Genomic DNA, 16627 nt, shown 5'->3' with positions numbered 1-16627 from the left:
TTCCTTACTTCAGATCCATCCCCACGCCCTTGCCCACGAACTCCGTGGTATAGGCGGACTGCCAGTCGACCTCACCGATCACGCCGGCCTCGACCATCTTGGCGTAGAAGTCACCGACCTTCTCGTCGGTGATGACGCCGATCCCCGCCTCCAGCGTGTCACCGGAATCGACGATGCCGTTTTCCTTCATCTTCTCGATGGCAAAGGCGATCTTGTCGTCGGTCATCTCGGGGTTGTCGGCCTTGATCAGTTCGTTGGCCGCGGCGTTGTCGCCATAAAGATAGGTGTACCATCCCTTGATCGAGGCATCGACGAAACAGCTCACCTCGTCCGGTTTCTTGGCAATCGTGTCGGCCATGACCTCGATCGTGGTGGCATAGGTGGAATAGCCCGCATCGGCGATCAGGAAGACATCCGGCGTAAAGCCGCCTTCCTTTTCCACCAGATAGGGTTCCGACGACAGGTAGCCCTGCATCCCGGCATTCTCATTGGCCAGGAACGGCCCGGGGTTGAAGGTATAGGGCTGGCGCTGTTCGGGGGTGAACCCATAGGCCGCCATCATCCACTGGTAGTAGGACTGATAGCCGTTGTCGCCGATCAGCAGGTCCAGCGCCTTGAGATCCTCGAAGGTCTCGGCCTTTCCCGGGTGGGTGACGATGACCTGCGGGTGCTTCTGAAAGATCGCCGCGACGGAAACCACCGGGATGCCCTCCTGCACGGCGTTGAAGGCCTGCAGCAGGTCGCCGCCCATGTGGTAGTCGATCCGCCCGGCCAGCAGAAGCGCGCGGTTGTTCACCTGCGGACCGCCCGGCAGGATCGAGACCTTGAGCCCGCAGGCCTCGTAGGTGCCATCCGCCACGGACTGGTAGAACCCGCCGTGCTCGGCCTGGGCCAGCCAGTTGGTGCCAAAGGCGACCTCGGTCATGTGGCTTTCGGCAAAGGCGGGCGCGGCAAGGGTGCCGGCCGCGGCACATGCAAGGGCAGTGAACTTCATGGGGGACCTCTCTGTCGCGGTTTCTGGCGTCTTTGCGCAGAGCCTGAAAGCGCACCTTGTTCCGGGCAATCGGCATCTCTGACCGGATGGTCCGTTTTTCGGCGGGCGCGCACAGGATTCGTGCAGACGCGGGGCGTGCGATGAATAATGCGGCGCCCGGAAAGCGCCTGTTGCGGGTGATCTGGTCAATCCCGCCGACAGGCGCCAATGTGCCCCCGCACAACGGAGCGCCAGGGATGCCAATCGACAGCCTGATCCCCGACACGATCGCCGCGCCCTTCGCGCGCTATGCCCACGGCGTCGCAACCGATTCCCTCGTCCTGACATCGGGGCAGTTGCCGCTGGCCCTGAACGGCAGCGTCCCCGAGGGTCCCGAGGCGCAGGCCGCGCTCTGCTTCGCCAATATCGACGCCATCCTGGCAGCGGGCGGCACATCGAAACATCACGCCCTGCGCATCAATGCCTATGTCACGCACCGCGATCACATGCAGGGCTACATGGCCGCCCGCGACGCCTGGCTGGCGGATGCGCGCGTGTTGCCCGCGTCGACCCTGATGATCGTCTCGGGCTTTACCCGCCCCGAATTCCTGGTCGAGGTCGAAGTCACCGCCCTGCGCCCCTGATCCGATTGCACTCTGCGGGCCGCCCTGAAAGAGTGGCGGCCAAAGAGAGTGCCATGACCGCCTTCCGTTTCATCCATGCCTCGGACCTGCACCTGGGACGCCGGTTCGCCAATATCCCACAGCCCGAGGATGGCAACATCCGCGGACGCCTGATGGAGGCGCGCCACGGCGTCATCGCGCGGCTGGCGCAGGCCGCCCGCGATACCGGCGCGGCGCATGTCCTGCTGGCGGGCGACACCTTCGACACGGCCACGCCCTCTCCGACCGTGCTGCGGCAGGCACTGACCGCGATGGCAGAGGATGCGGGCCTGACCTGGTGGCTGCTGCCCGGCAACCATGACAACCTGGCCAATGCGGAACCGCTCTGGGAACGGATGTTGGCCGAGGCGCCGACGAACGTGCGGCCCCTGATGGATGCCACCCCCCGGATGATGGCCGATGGGGCCTGCCTGCTGCCCGTTCCGGTCACGCACCGCGCCCCCGGGCGCGACCTGACAGAGGGGCTTGGCGCCATGCCTTCGCCCGAGGGCGCACAGCGCATCGCCCTCGCCCACGGCGGCGTCACCGATTTCGAGGATACGGGCGCGCATATCCCGCCGGACCGTGCGGCGCGTGCAAATCTGGATTACCTCGCGCTGGGCGACTGGCACGGACGGTTGCAGATCGACGCACGCACGCACTATCCCGGCACGCCCGAACAGGACAGGTTCAAGCACGGGCGGCGCGGGCTGTGCCTGGCGGTCACCATCGACGCCCCGGGCGCCACGCCGCAGGTCAAAGAGGTCGAGACCGGCCAGTTCTGGTGGACCGAAACGGAATTGCCGGTGCAAGCCGGGCTGGAGACCTCTCTGGCGCTGGAGGCGCTCTTGCCTGCCACCGGACGCCGCGACGTGCTGATGCGGGTACGGGCCACCGGCTGGGCCAGCCTGGCGCAGCGGGCGGACCTCTCACGCGCCGTCAGCGCCGCCGCGCCGGATTTCGCCTGGCTGACGCTGAACACCGAAGGCCTGGGCGCGCTTCTGGACGATGTCGATCTCGACACGATCGACCACGCGGGCGCCCTGCGCCAGGCCGCCGAGACGCTCAAGACCGAGGCCGAGAACCCCGACCTCTCCGCCGAGGATCGCGGCATCGCCGCCGAGGCGCTGGCCCGGCTTTACGCCTATGTGACGGAGCAGCCCGCGTGAAACTTCGCCGTATCGCCGTCCAGAACCTGCGCCGCTTCACCGCGCCCGTCCAGATCGAGGGGCTGGCCGATGGGTTGAACGTGCTCAGCGCCCCGAACGAACAGGGCAAGTCGACACTCTTCGACGGGTTGCAGGCGCTGTTCTTCACCGCTCACGGCGGCAGTGGCAAGGAAATCAAGGCGCTTCAACCCCATGCCAAGGGCGCGCCCGAGGTGCTGGCCGAGATCGAGACGCCCGAGGGGAGATTCACCCTGGCCAAGCGCTGGCTGTCGAAACCCCGTGCCCATGTCTGGCAGGACGGGCGCCTGATCGCCCAGGCCGATGCCGCCGAGGCCTGGATCGCGCAACTGGCCGCTGCCGATGCAGGCGGGCCTGCCGGGTTGCTCTGGGTGCGGCAGGGGCTGACCGGCTTTGATGAGAGCGGGAAAAAGGCGCAGGACACGGCGCGCGAGGCACGGCGCGACCTGCTGTCCTCGATCGCCGGAGAGGTCGACACCATGACCGGCGGCGCGCGCATGGACGCCGCGCTGAAACGCTGCCGCGAGGAACTGGGCCGCTATGCCACCGCCACCGGACGGCCATTGAAGACCGGCCCCTGGAAGGCGGCGCACGACAGGGTCGAAGAGCTGCAGGCCGAACATGACAGGCTGGATCAGCTGGTGGCCGAGCTACGCCACGATCTCACAGCCCGGGCCCGCGCCCGCAGCGAACTGGCAGAGCTGACCGAGCCGGAGGCCGCCGCGCGCCGCAAGTCCCGGCTGGCCGAGGCGCAAGAGGCGCAGGCCAATGCCGAACGCCACGCGGCGCAGCTCGATACGCTCACCCGGGCCGCCGAGACCGCGCGCCTGCGGCTCGACGCGCTGGACAGCCGCCGCAAGGCGCGTGCCGCCGCGCTGGCCGAACGCGACGAGGCGGCGCAGGCCAGGCAAGCCGCAGGAGCACTGAAGGCAGAGGCGGAAACAGCGCAGGCCGAGGCCGAGCGCGCGGCAGTGCAGGCCCGAGACATCCTGAAAGCCGCCCGCGACCGCCTGGCCGCGGCCGAAACAGATCTGCGCGCCGCGCAACACGCCCGGCAGGCCCACGAGGCCGAACATCAACGCAAGGAACTGACCCAGCGCATCGCCGAGGCCGAGGATCTCCGTCAGCAGGCCGAAACCGCCCGCCGCGCAGCCAGCCACGGCCCCGATGCCAAGGCTATCGACCGGCTGGAAAGACTCGCCCGTGCGCTGGACCAGGCCCGCGCCCTGCAGGCCGCCAGTGCCGCGCGGCTGGAAATCTCCTACGCGGCAGGGCGTGAGGGCGCGATCACCCTGGATGGCCAGCCACTGCCCGGTGACAGGGCGCTGCCCCTTTTGCAGGTCACCGCGCTGGGCCTGCCCGGCCTCGGAACGCTGACCGTCACCCCCGGCGATACCGGCGACGAGACGGCGGTGGACAGTGCTGGTGAGGCTTTGTCCGCGGCCCTGCGCAAGCTTGACCTGCCCGACATCGACGCCGCCCGCCAGGCCGCCCGTGCGCGAAGCGAGGCAGAGCGCCGCCTGTCCGAGATCACCGCCACCCTGCGCGCCCTTGCCCCCGATGGTGTCGAGGCGCTGCGCCAGCGGTTGGCCGCCCTGCCCGCCCCGCTGCCAGAAGATGCGCCCCAGCCGCCGAGCCCGGAGGTGGCAGAGACCGCACTGCGCCAGGCCGAAACCGCCCGCCAAGAGGCCGAGATCCGGGCCGAAACCGCGCGCGATCAGCTTGAAGCCGCGCGCACCGAGACCGCCCGCTCCCTTGCCGGCGCACAGGCCGCCGCTGACCGCCTGACCCGGGCCGAAACCGCCCTGGCGCAGGCGCCCGAAACACCCGAGGCAGAGCACAGCGCCGCGCTGGAACACCTTGCGCAGGCCGAGGAGGCCCGCGCCAAGGCCGCCACCGAGGCCCCCGACATCGAAAGCACGCGGGCCGCGTTGTCGCGTGCGCAATCGGCCGAGACCTCGGCACAAGAGGCCATCGCACGGCTGAACCTCGATCTTGCCCGCCTGGACGAACGCGTGCGCCGCAGCGCCGAGGGGGCGGTCGAGGAACGGCTGGCCGATCTGGCACAGGACCTGGAAACGGCGCAGGCCGACCTTGGCCGGATCACCCGGGACGTGGCGGTGCTGCGCCGCCTGGAAACCGCGCTGGAAACCGCGCGCATCGCCGCGCGGGACCGCTATTTCACACCGGTTGCCAATGCCTTGCGGCCACTTCTTCACCTCCTCTGGCCAGAGGCGCAACTGGATTGGGACGATACCGAGCTGTTGCCCCGGCACCTGATCCGCAACGGCACCGAAGAACCGATCGACATTCTCTCCGGCGGCACCCAGGAACAGTTGGCCCTGCTGGTCCGGCTGGCCTTTGCCCGGCTTCTGGCCCGGGACGGGCGCGCGGCGCCGGTGATCCTGGACGACGCGCTGGTCTTTACCGACGATGACCGGATCGAACGCATGTTCGACGCGCTGCACCGCCAGGCCTCGGACGTGCAGATCCTCGTCCTGACCTGCCGCCAGCGCGCCTTCCGCGACCTCGGGGGGCAGCAATTGCAGATCCGCGCGATGGATCCGGCGCCCGACAGCCTGCTGGAGCAATAGGGGCAGTCCCCGGGCCGAGATCTTTTCAAGAATTCGGCGTAACACCCCCGGCCACCGACGAATCCCCCTTTGCAAGCGGATCGGGCATCCCTATATTCGTTCTGTCCCCTCGGGGACTATGGGCATAAACGCGCATGTAATAAACGGATCGGACCCGGGGGCGGTACCCGGCGGCTCCACCATATATCCTTTGTTGGGGGATCATGGGGCCGAAACAGGATCGACGAACGCGTAAAGATGTAGCTTTGTCCCGGTGAGATACCACCGTTATCGGTTCACAAAGTACAATTGCCAACAACAATCGTGCTCCGGTTGCTCTGGCTGCGTAAGCAGTCCGAAAGACCGAAATCTAAGCCCTTGCGCCTAGCCGCGTAAGGCGGGGTTCGCAGGCACCTGGCAACAGAAGCCTGCACTTTCCCCGACCACTCCTGTCCCGCTCGCACTGGCCATCGGTCTCTCTCTCTCGTCCTTGGGGCCATCGCAGCCCCGCTGCGGGCTCAGCAAGTTGCCGACGGCCTCACGAAACTGCGCGTCAGCACCGAGTGTGACGCCAGGATGTCCCTAAACGGCGAGTCGAAGACCGTCGACGGCGACTGGCGCCATTTCCCCGCAAACATGTTCCGTTCGGCGCAAGCGGCCTCGTCACCGATGACGGCAAGCCGCTTGTCTTCCAAAGCGGTCTCATCCTCTACGCCGAAACCGAGCAAGGTGGATCAAGAATGTCTGGTGGGAGACGGAGCCGAACAGTCGCAGTTAACCGGTGAGCGAGGGCAAACGCCTGCGCCACCGCGACAATGCCAAGCTATATGTCTTCTACGAGACGGTCGGCGGGCGCAAGCGGGTCAAGGGCGACTACGGCATCAGCGACCAGGGCGACTTTTTCGAGAGGGTCGAGGCGGTGCGGGTCCTGCGCGGGCCGGACGTGGAATACTGGATCGCCAGCTGCTGATGGCCCTGCGGGCTTGACCCCAGGCGCCGACCTGTCACACCGGCGTCGTCCATCGCTGCTAGGCCCCGAGGTCATGACCGCCTATTCCACGTTGATCCAAGTCTTTGGCCGTATCGGGGTCCTGTCCTTTGGCGGCCCGGCCGCCCAGATCGCCCTGATGCACCGCGAACTGGTCGAGGAGCGGCCCTGGCTGACGGAACAGCAATTCCTGCGCTCCTTGAGTTTCTGCATGTTGCTGCCCGGACCGGAGGCGATGCAGCTGGCCACCTACGCCGGCTGGCGCCTGCGCGGCATTCCCGGCGGGCTGATCGCGGGCGGGCTATTCGTACTGCCCGGCGCCGTTGTGATCGCCCTGCTGGCGCTGCTTTATGCGCAATACGGCGCGCGCCCCGAGACGGAAGCGCTGCTTTTGGGCGTCAAGGCCTGCGTCGTCGTGATCGTGGCGCAGGCGCTGGTGCGGCTGTCGCAAAAGGCGCTCAAGGGAACTGCGGATTACCTGGTGGCGACGCTGTCCTTTCTTGCGATCTTCCTGCTTGGCCTGCCCTTTCCGCTGATCATCGCGCTGGCCGCGCTCTGGGGTGCCTTCCGGGCCTCGGCGCCGGTCGAAACGCCGCCCGAACCGGCAACGCGCAAGACCCGCCCTGCCACGATCGCTCTCTGGGCCGCGCTCTGGCTCATGCCCCTGCCGGTCCTCTGGCTGACCGGGCAGGATCTGCTGTTCGACCTCGCACTGTTCTTTGCCAAGCTTGCGGTCGTCACCTTTGGCGGCGCCTACGCGGTGCTGGCCTACATGGCGCAGGAAGTGGTCGAGACCCGCGCCTGGCTGGACGCCACCCAGATGGTCGACGCCCTGGGCCTGGCCGAGACCACGCCCGGCCCGCTGATCCTGGTGACGCAATTCGTGGGCCAGCTGACCGGCCACGCGCAGGGTGGACCCTGGCTGGCACTGGCGGCGGGGGGGCTGACGCTCTGGATGACCTTTGTGCCCTGCTTCCTCTGGATCTTCGCGGGCGCCCCCTACATCGAGAACCTGCTGGCCAGGCCCCGGCTGCAATCCGCCCTGGCGGCCATCACCGCCGCCGTGGTGGGCGTGATCCTGAACCTTTCCCTCTGGTTCGCGCTGCACGTCGTCTTTGCCACGCTCACGCCGGTTGCCCTGGGACCCGTGACGCTGGATCTGCCCCGGCCCGACACGCTCCGCTGGGAGGTTCTGCCGTTGACAGCCCTTGCCACGGTGCTGCTTGTCTGGGCAAAACGCGGTGTTCCTGTCACACTCGCCCTGTCGGCGGCGCTGGGATGGGCGCTTGTGAATGTGTGACAATCGCCCCTTTTCCTCCACGTCAAAAACAATATGGTGAGGGCACGCTCAGAAAGGTCCCCAAATGTCCGAAGGCATCGATTACGGCAAACTCATGCACCGCGCCATGCGCGGGTTGATTCAGCAGGTTCTCGAGGATGTTCAGGAAAACGGACTGCCCGGGGATCATCATTTCTTCATCACCTTCGACACCGGTCACCCGGATGCCGAGCTGGCCGACTGGCTGGCCGACCGTTATCCCGAGGAAATGACCGTGGTGATGCAGCACTGGTACGACGGGCTGGACGTGGGCGATGACGGATTCGCGGTCACGCTGAACTTCGGCGATGCGCCCGAACGACTGTACATCCCCTATGACGCGATCAAGACCTTCGTCGACCCCTCGGTCGAATTCGGCCTGCGCTTTGAAAGCCAGGACGACGACGAAGACGGCGACGACGATCCGACGCCCCCCGATGACGACGGCCCCGGTGGCGAGCCGAAAGAGGAACACCACGACGCGGAGGTGGTCAGCCTCGATCGTTTTCGGAAGTGATCCCCGGAACAGCCTGACGATTTCCCGGTGCCGCGCCCTGACGGGTCAGGTGGCACCGGCATTCTGACGCATGTTAACGGTATCCCGTGGTATGCCGCCTTGTCTTTCGCCGCTTCTGGGGTAAGAGGAAGACAACCCCATCAAGGAGGCATGTCCATGACCGCGACCCGCACCGAATCCGACAGCTTCGGCCCGCTCGAAGTTCCCGCAGACAAGTACTGGGGCGCACAGACCCAGCGTTCGATCATGAATTTTCCCATCGGCTGGGAAAAGCAGCCCGTGGCCATCGTGCGCGCGCTGGGCGTGATCAAGCAGGCCTGCGCGATGCAGAACAAGGCCACCGGCAAGCTGGATGCGAAACTGGCCGATGCCATCATCCAGGCCGCCAGAGAGGTCATCGAGGGCAAGTTCGACGACAACTTCCCGCTGGTGGTCTGGCAGACCGGATCCGGCACCCAGTCGAACATGAACTCGAACGAGGTGATCGCCAACCGCGCGATCGAGATCCTGGGCGGCACCATCGGCACCAAGGACCCGGTGCACCCGAACGATCACTGCAACATGGGCCAGTCGTCCAACGACACCTTCCCCACCGCCATGCATATCGCCACCGCGATGAGCGTGCGTGACGTGCTGATCCCCGGCCTGACGAAACTGGCCGAGGGGCTGGAGCAGAAGGCCGAGGAATTCAAGGACATCATCAAGATCGGTCGCACCCACACCCAGGATGCGACACCGCTGACGCTGGGCCAGGAGTTTTCGGGCTACGCGCACCAGATCCGCCAGGGCCTGAAACGGGTCGAGGCGGCGATGCCCGGCATCTATGAACTCGCCCAGGGCGGCACCGCGGTCGGCACCGGGCTGAACACTGTCCCCGGCTGGGGGGAGGCCGTCGCCAGCCACATGGCAGAGATCACCGGCCTGCCCTTCGTCACAGCCCCCAACAAGTTCGAGGCGCTGGCCGCGCATGACGCGATGGTCTTCCTCTCGGGCGCCTTGGCGACAATTGCGGGCAGCTGCTACAAGATCGCCAACGACATCCGGTTCCTCGGCTCCGGCCCGCGGTCCGGCCTCGGCGAGCTGATCCTGCCGGAAAACGAGCCGGGTTCGTCGATCATGCCGGGCAAGGTCAACCCGACCCAGGCCGAGGCGCTGACCCAGGTCGCCGCCCACGTCATGGGGAACGACGCCGCGATCAAGTTCGCCGGGTCGCAAGGCCATTTCGAGCTGAACGTCTACAACCCGATGATGAGCTACAACCTGCTGCAGTCGATTCAGCTTTTGGGCGATGCGGCGGATTCCTTCACCGAGCGGATGCTCATGGGCATCCAGGCGAACGAGCCGCGCATCGACAAGCTGATGAAGGAATCGCTGATGCTGGTCACGGCACTGGCGCCGACCATCGGCTATGACAATGCCACCAAGGTTGCCAAGACCGCGCACAAGAACGGCACGACGCTGAAGGAAGAGGCCATCGCGCTGGGCTTTGTCGACGAAGCCACATTTGACGCCGTGGTGCGGCCCGAGCAGATGATCGGCCCCAAGGCCTGATGTCGACGGCAGGTGCGAGGGGCCAGCCCCTCGCGCTCCCCGGGGTATTTCCACCAAGAAGAAACAGGGGCGCCGGGCCAAGTGTCAGGCGCCCTTTCTTCGTGTTGCGGTCCTTTTGAGCGACGGGAATGCCGCACTGCGGCGTATCAGTCCTGTCCCGATTGAAAGGAGGGCCCGATGTCCCGTTTTTCTCCCTATTGGCTTTGGCTGGCCCTGTCCCTGCCCGGTCTTGGCATGGCCTATGATCTCGCAACGTCGACCAACCCGCGCATTGCCCATATCCTCGTGCATCCCACCGGCGAATTCGCCGCGCGGTTCCTGATCATTGCGATGCTGGCGACGCCCCTGATGCTGCTCTTCAAGGGGTGGCGCGGGCCGCGTTGGCTCAGGAAGAACCGCCGCTATTTCGGCGTGGCGGCCTTTGCCTACGCGCTGGCGCATACGGTGTTCTACCTGGTCGACAAGGCCACGCTGGAACGGATCGTGGACGAGTTGCCCCGGCTATACATCTGGACCGGTTGGCTGGCCTTTGCGATCTTCGTGCCGCTGGCCGTGACCTCGATGGACTATTTCGTCCGGATCATGGGGCCGCGCTGGAAGCACTTGCAACGCTGGACCTATCCCGCCGCCGCGCTGACGCTGGTGCATTGGGCGGCGCTGCATGACTGGGGACACCCGGCGGCCGCGCTGGTGCATTTCGGGCCGCTGGTCGCGCTCGAGGTCTACCGCGTCTGGTACTGGTATCTGCGCCCGCGTCCGATGCGGACCAGCGGCGCCTGAGCGGCTTGTACAAAACGTCGGAAACCGCGTAGGTTTTGTACAATACGCACATGTGTCGGCGGAGCGCAGGTCATGTCCAAACTGGTCAATCTCAACCGCTTCAAGAAGCAGAAGGCGCGCGACGACAAGCGACGCGCAGGCGATCGGAATGCCGCGCGCCACGGGGTGAGCAAGTCGGAAAAGGACCTGGCCGAGGCCCGGCGGGCCAAGGCCGAACGCGATCTGGACGGGCATGAAAAGGAATGAGCGGCCGGCCGGTCAAGCATTCCCTGACTCTCAAGGGGCACCGAACATCGGTGTCCCTGGAAGAGGAATTCTGGCGGGAGTTTCGCCGCATCGCCCGTGAAGACGGGCTTACGATCAATGCCTTGGCGGCCAATATTGATGTCGACAGGGATCCGGACGTCGGGCTCGCGTCCTCGATCCGGGTGTATATCCTGCAAAGGGCGCTTGCCTCACGCGATGCCTGAGGTTTTATCCACAAGCTCCTGTGAATAAATCAGGATGCCGGAAAGACAAAGCAACGATCCCGGCGGATGCTCAGCCACATGGGTGTGCCAGGTTTCGGCAAGAAGACATTGGGCACCGTGGCGCGCAGCTTTTCGCCATCGTGGTCCATGCGAAATTCCACCAGGCTTTCCGACCCCATGAACCGCGCCCGCTGCACCACGCCGCGCGCCGGGGCGCCGGTCTTGGCCGAAGGGCTGGGCCCCTTGCCTGCGCGGTCGAAGTCGATGCCGACGTGCTGGGGACGAAAGACGATATCGACACGGCTGCCATCGGCATAGCCGGGCGCCAGGAACTGGCCAAAGGGCGTGGCCACAAGGGCGCCTTTGACTTCACCTCGGATCGTGTTGATATCGCTGAAAAATGCCACCGCCTCGCGATCGGCCGGGGCATTGTAGATATTGTAGGGCGCACCCTGCTGGACTATATGCCCCTGCCGCATCAGCGCGATTTCGTCGGCCATGCGCATCGCCTCTTCGGGTTCATGCGTGACCAAGAGGACCGAGGTCCCTTCTTCCTTGAGCAGTTCCAGCGTCTCGTCCCGGATGCCATCGCGCAGCCGGTTGTCGAGGCCCGAAAACGGCTCATCCATCAGCATCAGCCGCGGTTTGGGTGCCAATGCGCGGGCCAGGGCCACACGCTGTTGTTCCCCGCCCGACAATTGGTGCGGGTAGTCGTCGATGTAGCCGGCCAGACCGACCCGTTCGAGGTATTCCTTGGCCCGCGCGCGTTTTTCAGAGGCCGAGGTTTTGAGCCCGAAGGCCACGTTCTCGCCCACGCTAAGGTGCGGGAAAAGCGCGAAATCCTGGAACATCAACCCGACGGAGCGACGTTCCGGCGGCACCCGGACGACCGTGTCGCAAATCAGGTTGCCGTCGATGTAGATCGAACCGGAATCCTGCATCTCGACCCCGGCGATGATCCGCAAGGTCGTCGACTTGCCGCAGCCGGAAGGACCCAGCAGGCAGGTCACCTTGCCCGGTTGAATCGTCAGCGAAACGTTGTTCACCACCGGTTTGCCGTCGTAGCGGCGGATGATGTCGCGGATCTCCAGTCGGGGTGCCTGCACGGGGTGTCCTTTGTCGTCTCCGACGGAAAGCATCGGGTTTTCACAGACAGATAAAGCGCGCGGCCCCGCCCCGCAAGGTCAGCAGCCCAGGGCCTTGCCCAGGCGCGGCAACCGCGCCTTTTTCATCAAGGCCCGCATGGTCCATGCCTCGCCCGAGAGCCGTTCCGCCTCGGCCCGGACGGTTTCGCCGACATGCGCCATGATCTCCGGTTGAGCCTGGTGAAACCCCAGTAGGAAACCATCCGGATCGGCCCGGCTCAGCCCCTCTTCGGCGAGGACGTTGCGGGGAAAATCGCTGGCATTCATGGTGACGATGACATCCGCATGTCCCGCGATGGCGGCGGCCAGAACATGCGTGTCATTGGCGTCTGGCAGCCATAGGCGCTTTTCCAGCGACGGCGGGTAAGTCACCTCGGCCCTGGGCCATGCGGCACGGACAAGGGCGATCTCTGCCCGCGCCTGCGCCTCTCCCTCCGGGCCCAGCTTTCGCGCAGCACGGGCCCATTCCTCGAGGATGCGTTCGGACCAGAGCGGCGTGTAGAGACCGGCGCGCGCGGCGCCCAGCAGGACCTCGCGCATCACCGTCGGATATAGAACGCAGGTGTCCAGCAGGACCTTCACAGGCGGAAAACCAGCGCCTTGAGATAGCCGGATTCCGCCAGTTGCGGCAGCAATGGATGGTCCGGCCCGGCAAAGCCCGTGTGCAGCAGCTGCGCGCGGCGTCCGGACCGGCCGATGCCCCGCAGGCAGGCGCCGGTAAAGGCGTTCAGATCCGCCGCATGCGAACAGGAACAGAGCACCAGGTAGCCGTCTTCCGCCACCAGAGGCGCGGCCAGGCGGGCCACGCGCTCATAGGCGCGCAGGCCCTTTTCCAGCGCGGGCTTGTTCGGGGCAAAGGCCGGCGGATCGCAGATCACCAAGTCAAACCGTGTATCTTCGCCGGCCAGCGCCTCGAGCGTGTCGAAGGCATCGCCTTGCCGGGTCGCGAAGCGGTCAGAGGCCCCCATGCGCCGCGCGCCCTCTTCGGCCAGGGTCAGCGCGGGCGCCGATCCGTCGACCGCAAGCGCGCTGGTGGCGCCGCCTGCCAGTGCCGCCAGGGCAAACCCGCCGACATGGGAAAAGACATCCAGAACCGTATGCCCCCGCGCCAGCCGGGCCGCGAACCCGTGGTTCTCGCGCTGATCATAGAACAGGCCGGTTTTCTGCCCGCCGGTCAGGTCGGCCATGTAGGTGGCGCCGTTCATCTCCACCGGCACAGGCGCCTCTGGCGCAGCACCGCGCAGGACCGCGTCGACGTCATCCAGCCCTTCCAGCGTGCGGCCTCGTCCGGCGGCGTTCTTCAGCACGTTGGTCACGCCGGTCACCTCGACCAGCGCGTCGGTGAGTATCTCAAGATGCGCCTCGGCCCAGGCCGCGTTGGGCTGCATCACGCAGGTGTCGCCGAAGCGGTCGATCACCAGGCCGGGCAGCCCGTCGCCCTCGGCATGGACCAGCCGGTAGAACGGCGCGTCATAGGCCGCTTCGCGTAGCGACAGCGCCTTGCGCAGCCGCGCGGCCAGCCAGTCGCGATCGACAACCACCGTCGCGTCGCGGTCCAGCACCCGCGCCACGATACGCGAGCCGGGGTTGACCGCGACCGTGGCCAGAGGCTTGCGTTCGCCGTCCTCCAGCGTCGCGATGCTGCCCGGCGCAAGTGCCTTGCTGCGCCGGTCCATGACCAGCTCGTTGTCAAAGACCCAGGGCGCACCACGTCGAATGGCGCGCGCATTGGCCTTGGGTTTCAGCCGCAGAACCGGGCGGTCGGGTATGGTCTTGGAATCCGTCATGCGCTTCGCTTAACTGTATTTGCGTGCCCGGGAAAGCGCCGCCGTGCAGGCAAATGCCCGATCCGTCGTGGTCGGCGGACGATCCGGCCTTTACCGTTAGCGCTAACTGTCGTATGTGAGGCGCATAGCCAAGCCAGAGACGATCCCCGGAGGGAGACCCGAATGCCGCTTGATGCCACCATCGCGCGTGTCACCGCCCGTATCGAAGCCCGTTCCGAGCAGATGCGCAGCACTTATCTTGACCGGATGCGCCGCGCCGCCGACGAGGGCCCGCGCCGGGCGCATCTGACCTGCGGCAACCAGGCCCATGCCTATGCCGCCATGACCGGCGACAAGAACACGCTGGCCGAGGGGCGCGCGCCCAACCTGGGGATCGTGACCGCCTATAACGACATGCTTTCGGCCCACCAGCCGTTCGAGACCTATCCGCAGGTGATCCGCGCCGCCGCACGCGAGGCCGGCGGCACCGCGCAGGTCGCGGGTGGCGTGCCCGCCATGTGCGACGGCGTCACCCAGGGCCAGGTCGGCATGGAGCTGTCTCTGTTCTCTCGCGACGTGATCGCGCTGGCGACGGGTGTGGCGCTCAGCCACAACACCTTTGACGCGGCCGTCTACCTTGGGGTCTGCGACAAGATCGTGCCGGGGCTGGTGATCGCCGCCGCGACCTTCGGCTATATCCCCGGTCTGTTCATTCCCGCCGGTCCGATGACCAGCGGCTTGCCCAACGACGAAAAGGCCAAGGTGCGCCAGCAGTTCGCCACCGGCGAAGTGGGCCGCGACAAGCTGATGGAGGCCGAGATGGCCTCGTACCACGGGCCGGGCACCTGCACCTTCTATGGCACCGCGAACTCCAACCAAATGCTGATGGAGTTCATGGGGTTGCACCTGCCGGGAACCAGTTTCATCAACCCGGGCACCCCGCTGCGCGAGGCGCTGACCGTCGAGGCCGCGAAACATGCGCTGTCGATCACGAACCTGGGCAATGCCTACCGGCCCGTCTGTGACGTGCTGGACGCCAAGGCCTTTGTGAACGGGATCGTCGGGCTTATGGCGACGGGCGGGTCGACAAACCTTGTCCTGCACCTGCCTGCGATGGCGCGCGCCGCGGGCGTCGCGCTGGAACTGGAGGATTTCGACGAGATCAGTTCCGTCACGCCGCTGATGGCCAAGGTCTATCCCAACGGCCTTGCCGACGTGAACCATTTCCACGCGGCGGGCGGGCTGCAATACATGATCGGCGACCTGCTGGACGCGGGCCTGCTGCACGACGACGTCAAGACCGTGGCGGGCGACGGGCTGTCGCTCTACACCCGCGAGCCGGTCCTTGAAAACGGCGCGATCTCGTATCGCGACGGCCCGCGCGACACCCAGAATGACAAGATCCTGCGTCCCGCGCGCGATCCCTTCCAGGCCACCGGCGGGTTGAAGCAACTGTATGGCAACCTCGGCCACGGCATGATCAAGGTTTCTGCCGTCGCGCCCGAACGCCATGTGATCGAGGCGCCCTGCCGCATCTTCCACGACCAGGAAAGCGTCAAGACCGCCTTCAAGGCCGGTGAGTTCACCTCGGACACGGTCGTCGTCGTCCGCTTCCAGGGGCCGTCCTCCAACGGCATGCCGGAACTGCACGGGCTGACGCCGACGCTGGCGGTGCTGCAGGACCGGGGCTTGAAGGTGGCTCTGGTCACCGATGGCCGCATGTCCGGCGCCTCCGGCAAGGTGCCCGCCGCGATCCATGTCTCGCCCGAGGCGGCCAACGGTGGCCCGCTGGCGCGGCTGCGTGACGGCGACGTGGTGCGCGTGGACGCCATCAAGGGCACGATCGAGACGCTGGCCGAGGATTTCGACAGCCGCGAGCCGGTGCAGGCGGACCTGACCGGCAATGGCCACGGTGTCGGGCGCGAGCTGTTCGAGGCCTTCCGCCAGAACGTCGGCCTTGCCTCCAATGGCGCCGCCGTGGTGGTGTGACCGCGGCGCCATCTTTGTAAAATCCCCAATCCCAACGACCCAAGGGAGCTATGCCCATGACCCCCCAGGACGCCAGCCAGAGCAACGAGGCGCTCTGCCGTCTTGCCCCCGTGATCCCCGTTCTGGTGGTCGATGACGTGGCAACCGCCCGCCCCCTGGCCGAGGCGCTGGTCGCCGGTGGTCTGCCGGTGCTGGAGGTGACGCTGCGCACGCCCGTGGCGCTGGACGCAATCCGCGAAATGGCAAAGGTCGAGGGCGGGATCGTCGGCGCGGGCACCCTGCTGACGCCGCAGGACGTGGCGGCCGCCAAGGAGGCCGGTGCGAAATTCGGTGTCTCGCCCGGCGCGACAGACCGGCTGCTGCAGGCCTGCGAGGACGCCGACCTGCCGCTGCTTCCCGGCGCCGCCACCTCGTCCGAGGCGATGCGCCTGCTGGAACGCGGCTATTCCGTGCAAAAGTTCTTTCCGGCCGAGGCCAATGGCGGCGTGCCCGCGCTGAAATCCATCGGCGCGCCGATCCCGCAGGTGCGGTTCTGCCCCACGGGTGGCGTCAGCCCGGCCAATGCGCCCGACTACCTGGCCCTGTCCAACACGCTCTGCGTCGGTGGCAGCTGGGTCGCCCCCAAGGACGCGGTGGCCAAGGGCGACTGGGCCCGGATCGAGGACCTGGCCCGCAAAGCGGCTGCCCTGCCCCGCGTTTGAACCCCGC

At 66.6% G+C, this 16627-nt stretch carries 16 protein-coding genes and 1 other RNA gene; 13 read left to right on the top strand and 4 right to left on the bottom strand.

Going from position 1 to position 16627, the window contains the following annotated elements:
- Positions 1–4: 4 nt before the first annotated feature.
- Positions 5–994, bottom strand: coding sequence for an ABC transporter substrate-binding protein (locus G9Q80_RS07875; protein ID WP_088713819.1), 990 nt, complete (start codon positions 992–994; stop codon positions 5–7).
- Between the two features lie 236 nt (positions 995–1230).
- On the opposite strand from G9Q80_RS07875, the gene G9Q80_RS07870 reads away from it, so the two are divergent.
- The 11 genes from G9Q80_RS07870 (at position 1231) to G9Q80_RS07820 (ending at position 11019) form a co-directional block, all read left to right on the top strand.
- Entirely contained in the window at positions 1231–1617 is a 387-nt protein-coding gene (locus G9Q80_RS07870) for a RidA family protein (protein WP_074620598.1), read from the top strand.
- Positions 1618–1670: 53 nt separating this feature from the next.
- Positions 1671–2804 (top strand): metallophosphoesterase family protein, encoded by a 1134-nt coding sequence (locus tag G9Q80_RS07865; protein ID WP_088713820.1) that lies wholly within the window; start codon positions 1671–1673, stop codon positions 2802–2804.
- A complete protein-coding gene (locus G9Q80_RS07860) occupies positions 2801–5416 on the top strand; it encodes an AAA family ATPase (RefSeq protein ID WP_088713821.1) in 2616 nt (871 codons plus the stop codon). Before G9Q80_RS07865 ends, G9Q80_RS07860 begins: the two co-directional genes overlap by 4 nt.
- A 64-nt stretch (positions 5417–5480) precedes the next feature.
- Positions 5481–5830, top strand: a transfer-messenger RNA (tmRNA) gene (gene ssrA / locus G9Q80_RS07855).
- Positions 5831–6176: 346 nt separating this feature from the next.
- On the top strand, positions 6177–6365 hold the full coding sequence (locus G9Q80_RS07850) for a hypothetical protein (protein ID WP_088713823.1): 189 nt from the start codon (positions 6177–6179) through the stop codon (positions 6363–6365).
- 73 nt (positions 6366–6438) lie between these two features.
- Complete coding sequence (chrA, locus tag G9Q80_RS07845) at positions 6439–7683, top strand: chromate efflux transporter (protein WP_074620603.1); 1245 nt, start codon at positions 6439–6441, stop codon at positions 7681–7683.
- Positions 7684–7747: 64 nt separating this feature from the next.
- Entirely contained in the window at positions 7748–8218 is a 471-nt protein-coding gene (locus tag G9Q80_RS07840; RefSeq protein ID WP_043138791.1) for an SspB family protein, read from the top strand.
- Between the two features lie 156 nt (positions 8219–8374).
- Positions 8375–9769 carry a class II fumarate hydratase gene (gene fumC, locus G9Q80_RS07835; RefSeq protein ID WP_088713824.1) on the top strand — a complete coding sequence of 465 codons (1395 nt, stop codon included), beginning with the start codon at positions 8375–8377 and terminating at the stop codon, positions 9767–9769.
- Between the two features lie 177 nt (positions 9770–9946).
- Entirely contained in the window at positions 9947–10549 is a 603-nt protein-coding gene (locus G9Q80_RS07830) for a protein-methionine-sulfoxide reductase heme-binding subunit MsrQ (protein ID WP_088713825.1), read from the top strand.
- A 72-nt stretch (positions 10550–10621) separates the two neighbouring features.
- Positions 10622–10795, top strand: coding sequence for a DUF4169 family protein (locus tag G9Q80_RS07825; RefSeq protein ID WP_043138788.1), 174 nt, complete (start codon positions 10622–10624; stop codon positions 10793–10795).
- Positions 10792–11019, top strand: coding sequence for a ribbon-helix-helix domain-containing protein (locus G9Q80_RS07820; protein WP_088713826.1), 228 nt, complete (start codon positions 10792–10794; stop codon positions 11017–11019). The genes G9Q80_RS07825 and G9Q80_RS07820 overlap by 4 nt, the downstream gene beginning before the upstream one ends.
- 29 nt (positions 11020–11048) lie before the next feature.
- Here G9Q80_RS07820 and G9Q80_RS07815 read toward each other — a convergent pair whose 3' ends face one another.
- From G9Q80_RS07815 to G9Q80_RS07805, 3 genes are all read right to left on the bottom strand, one after another.
- Entirely contained in the window at positions 11049–12125 is a 1077-nt protein-coding gene (locus tag G9Q80_RS07815; RefSeq protein WP_232788119.1) for an ABC transporter ATP-binding protein, read from the bottom strand.
- Between the two features lie 78 nt (positions 12126–12203).
- On the bottom strand, positions 12204–12746 hold the full coding sequence (locus G9Q80_RS07810; RefSeq protein ID WP_088713828.1) for an RSP_2648 family PIN domain-containing protein: 543 nt from the start codon (positions 12744–12746) through the stop codon (positions 12204–12206).
- The gene (locus G9Q80_RS07805; protein WP_088713829.1) at positions 12743–13951 is read right to left on the bottom strand and encodes an RSP_2647 family RNA methyltransferase; all 1209 of its coding nucleotides are present in this window, start codon (positions 13949–13951) and stop codon (positions 12743–12745) included. Before G9Q80_RS07805 ends, G9Q80_RS07810 begins: the two co-directional genes overlap by 4 nt.
- A 162-nt stretch (positions 13952–14113) precedes the next feature.
- Here G9Q80_RS07805 and edd point away from each other — a divergent pair, with 162 nt between their 5' ends.
- Both edd and G9Q80_RS07795 read left to right on the top strand, forming a co-directional pair.
- A complete protein-coding gene (gene edd / locus G9Q80_RS07800) occupies positions 14114–15919 on the top strand; it encodes a phosphogluconate dehydratase (protein WP_088713830.1) in 1806 nt (601 codons plus the stop codon).
- Between the two features lie 56 nt (positions 15920–15975).
- Entirely contained in the window at positions 15976–16620 is a 645-nt protein-coding gene (locus G9Q80_RS07795) for a bifunctional 4-hydroxy-2-oxoglutarate aldolase/2-dehydro-3-deoxy-phosphogluconate aldolase (protein WP_088713831.1), read from the top strand.
- The last annotated feature ends 7 nt before the right edge of the window (positions 16621–16627 follow it).

The organism is Mameliella sp. LZ-28, assembly GCF_012274245.1.
Lineage (GTDB): Bacteria > Pseudomonadota > Alphaproteobacteria > Rhodobacterales > Rhodobacteraceae > Antarctobacter > Antarctobacter albus.
Note: the sequence above shows the minus strand (reverse complement) of the source record. Positions and strands in the feature narration are given on the sequence as shown.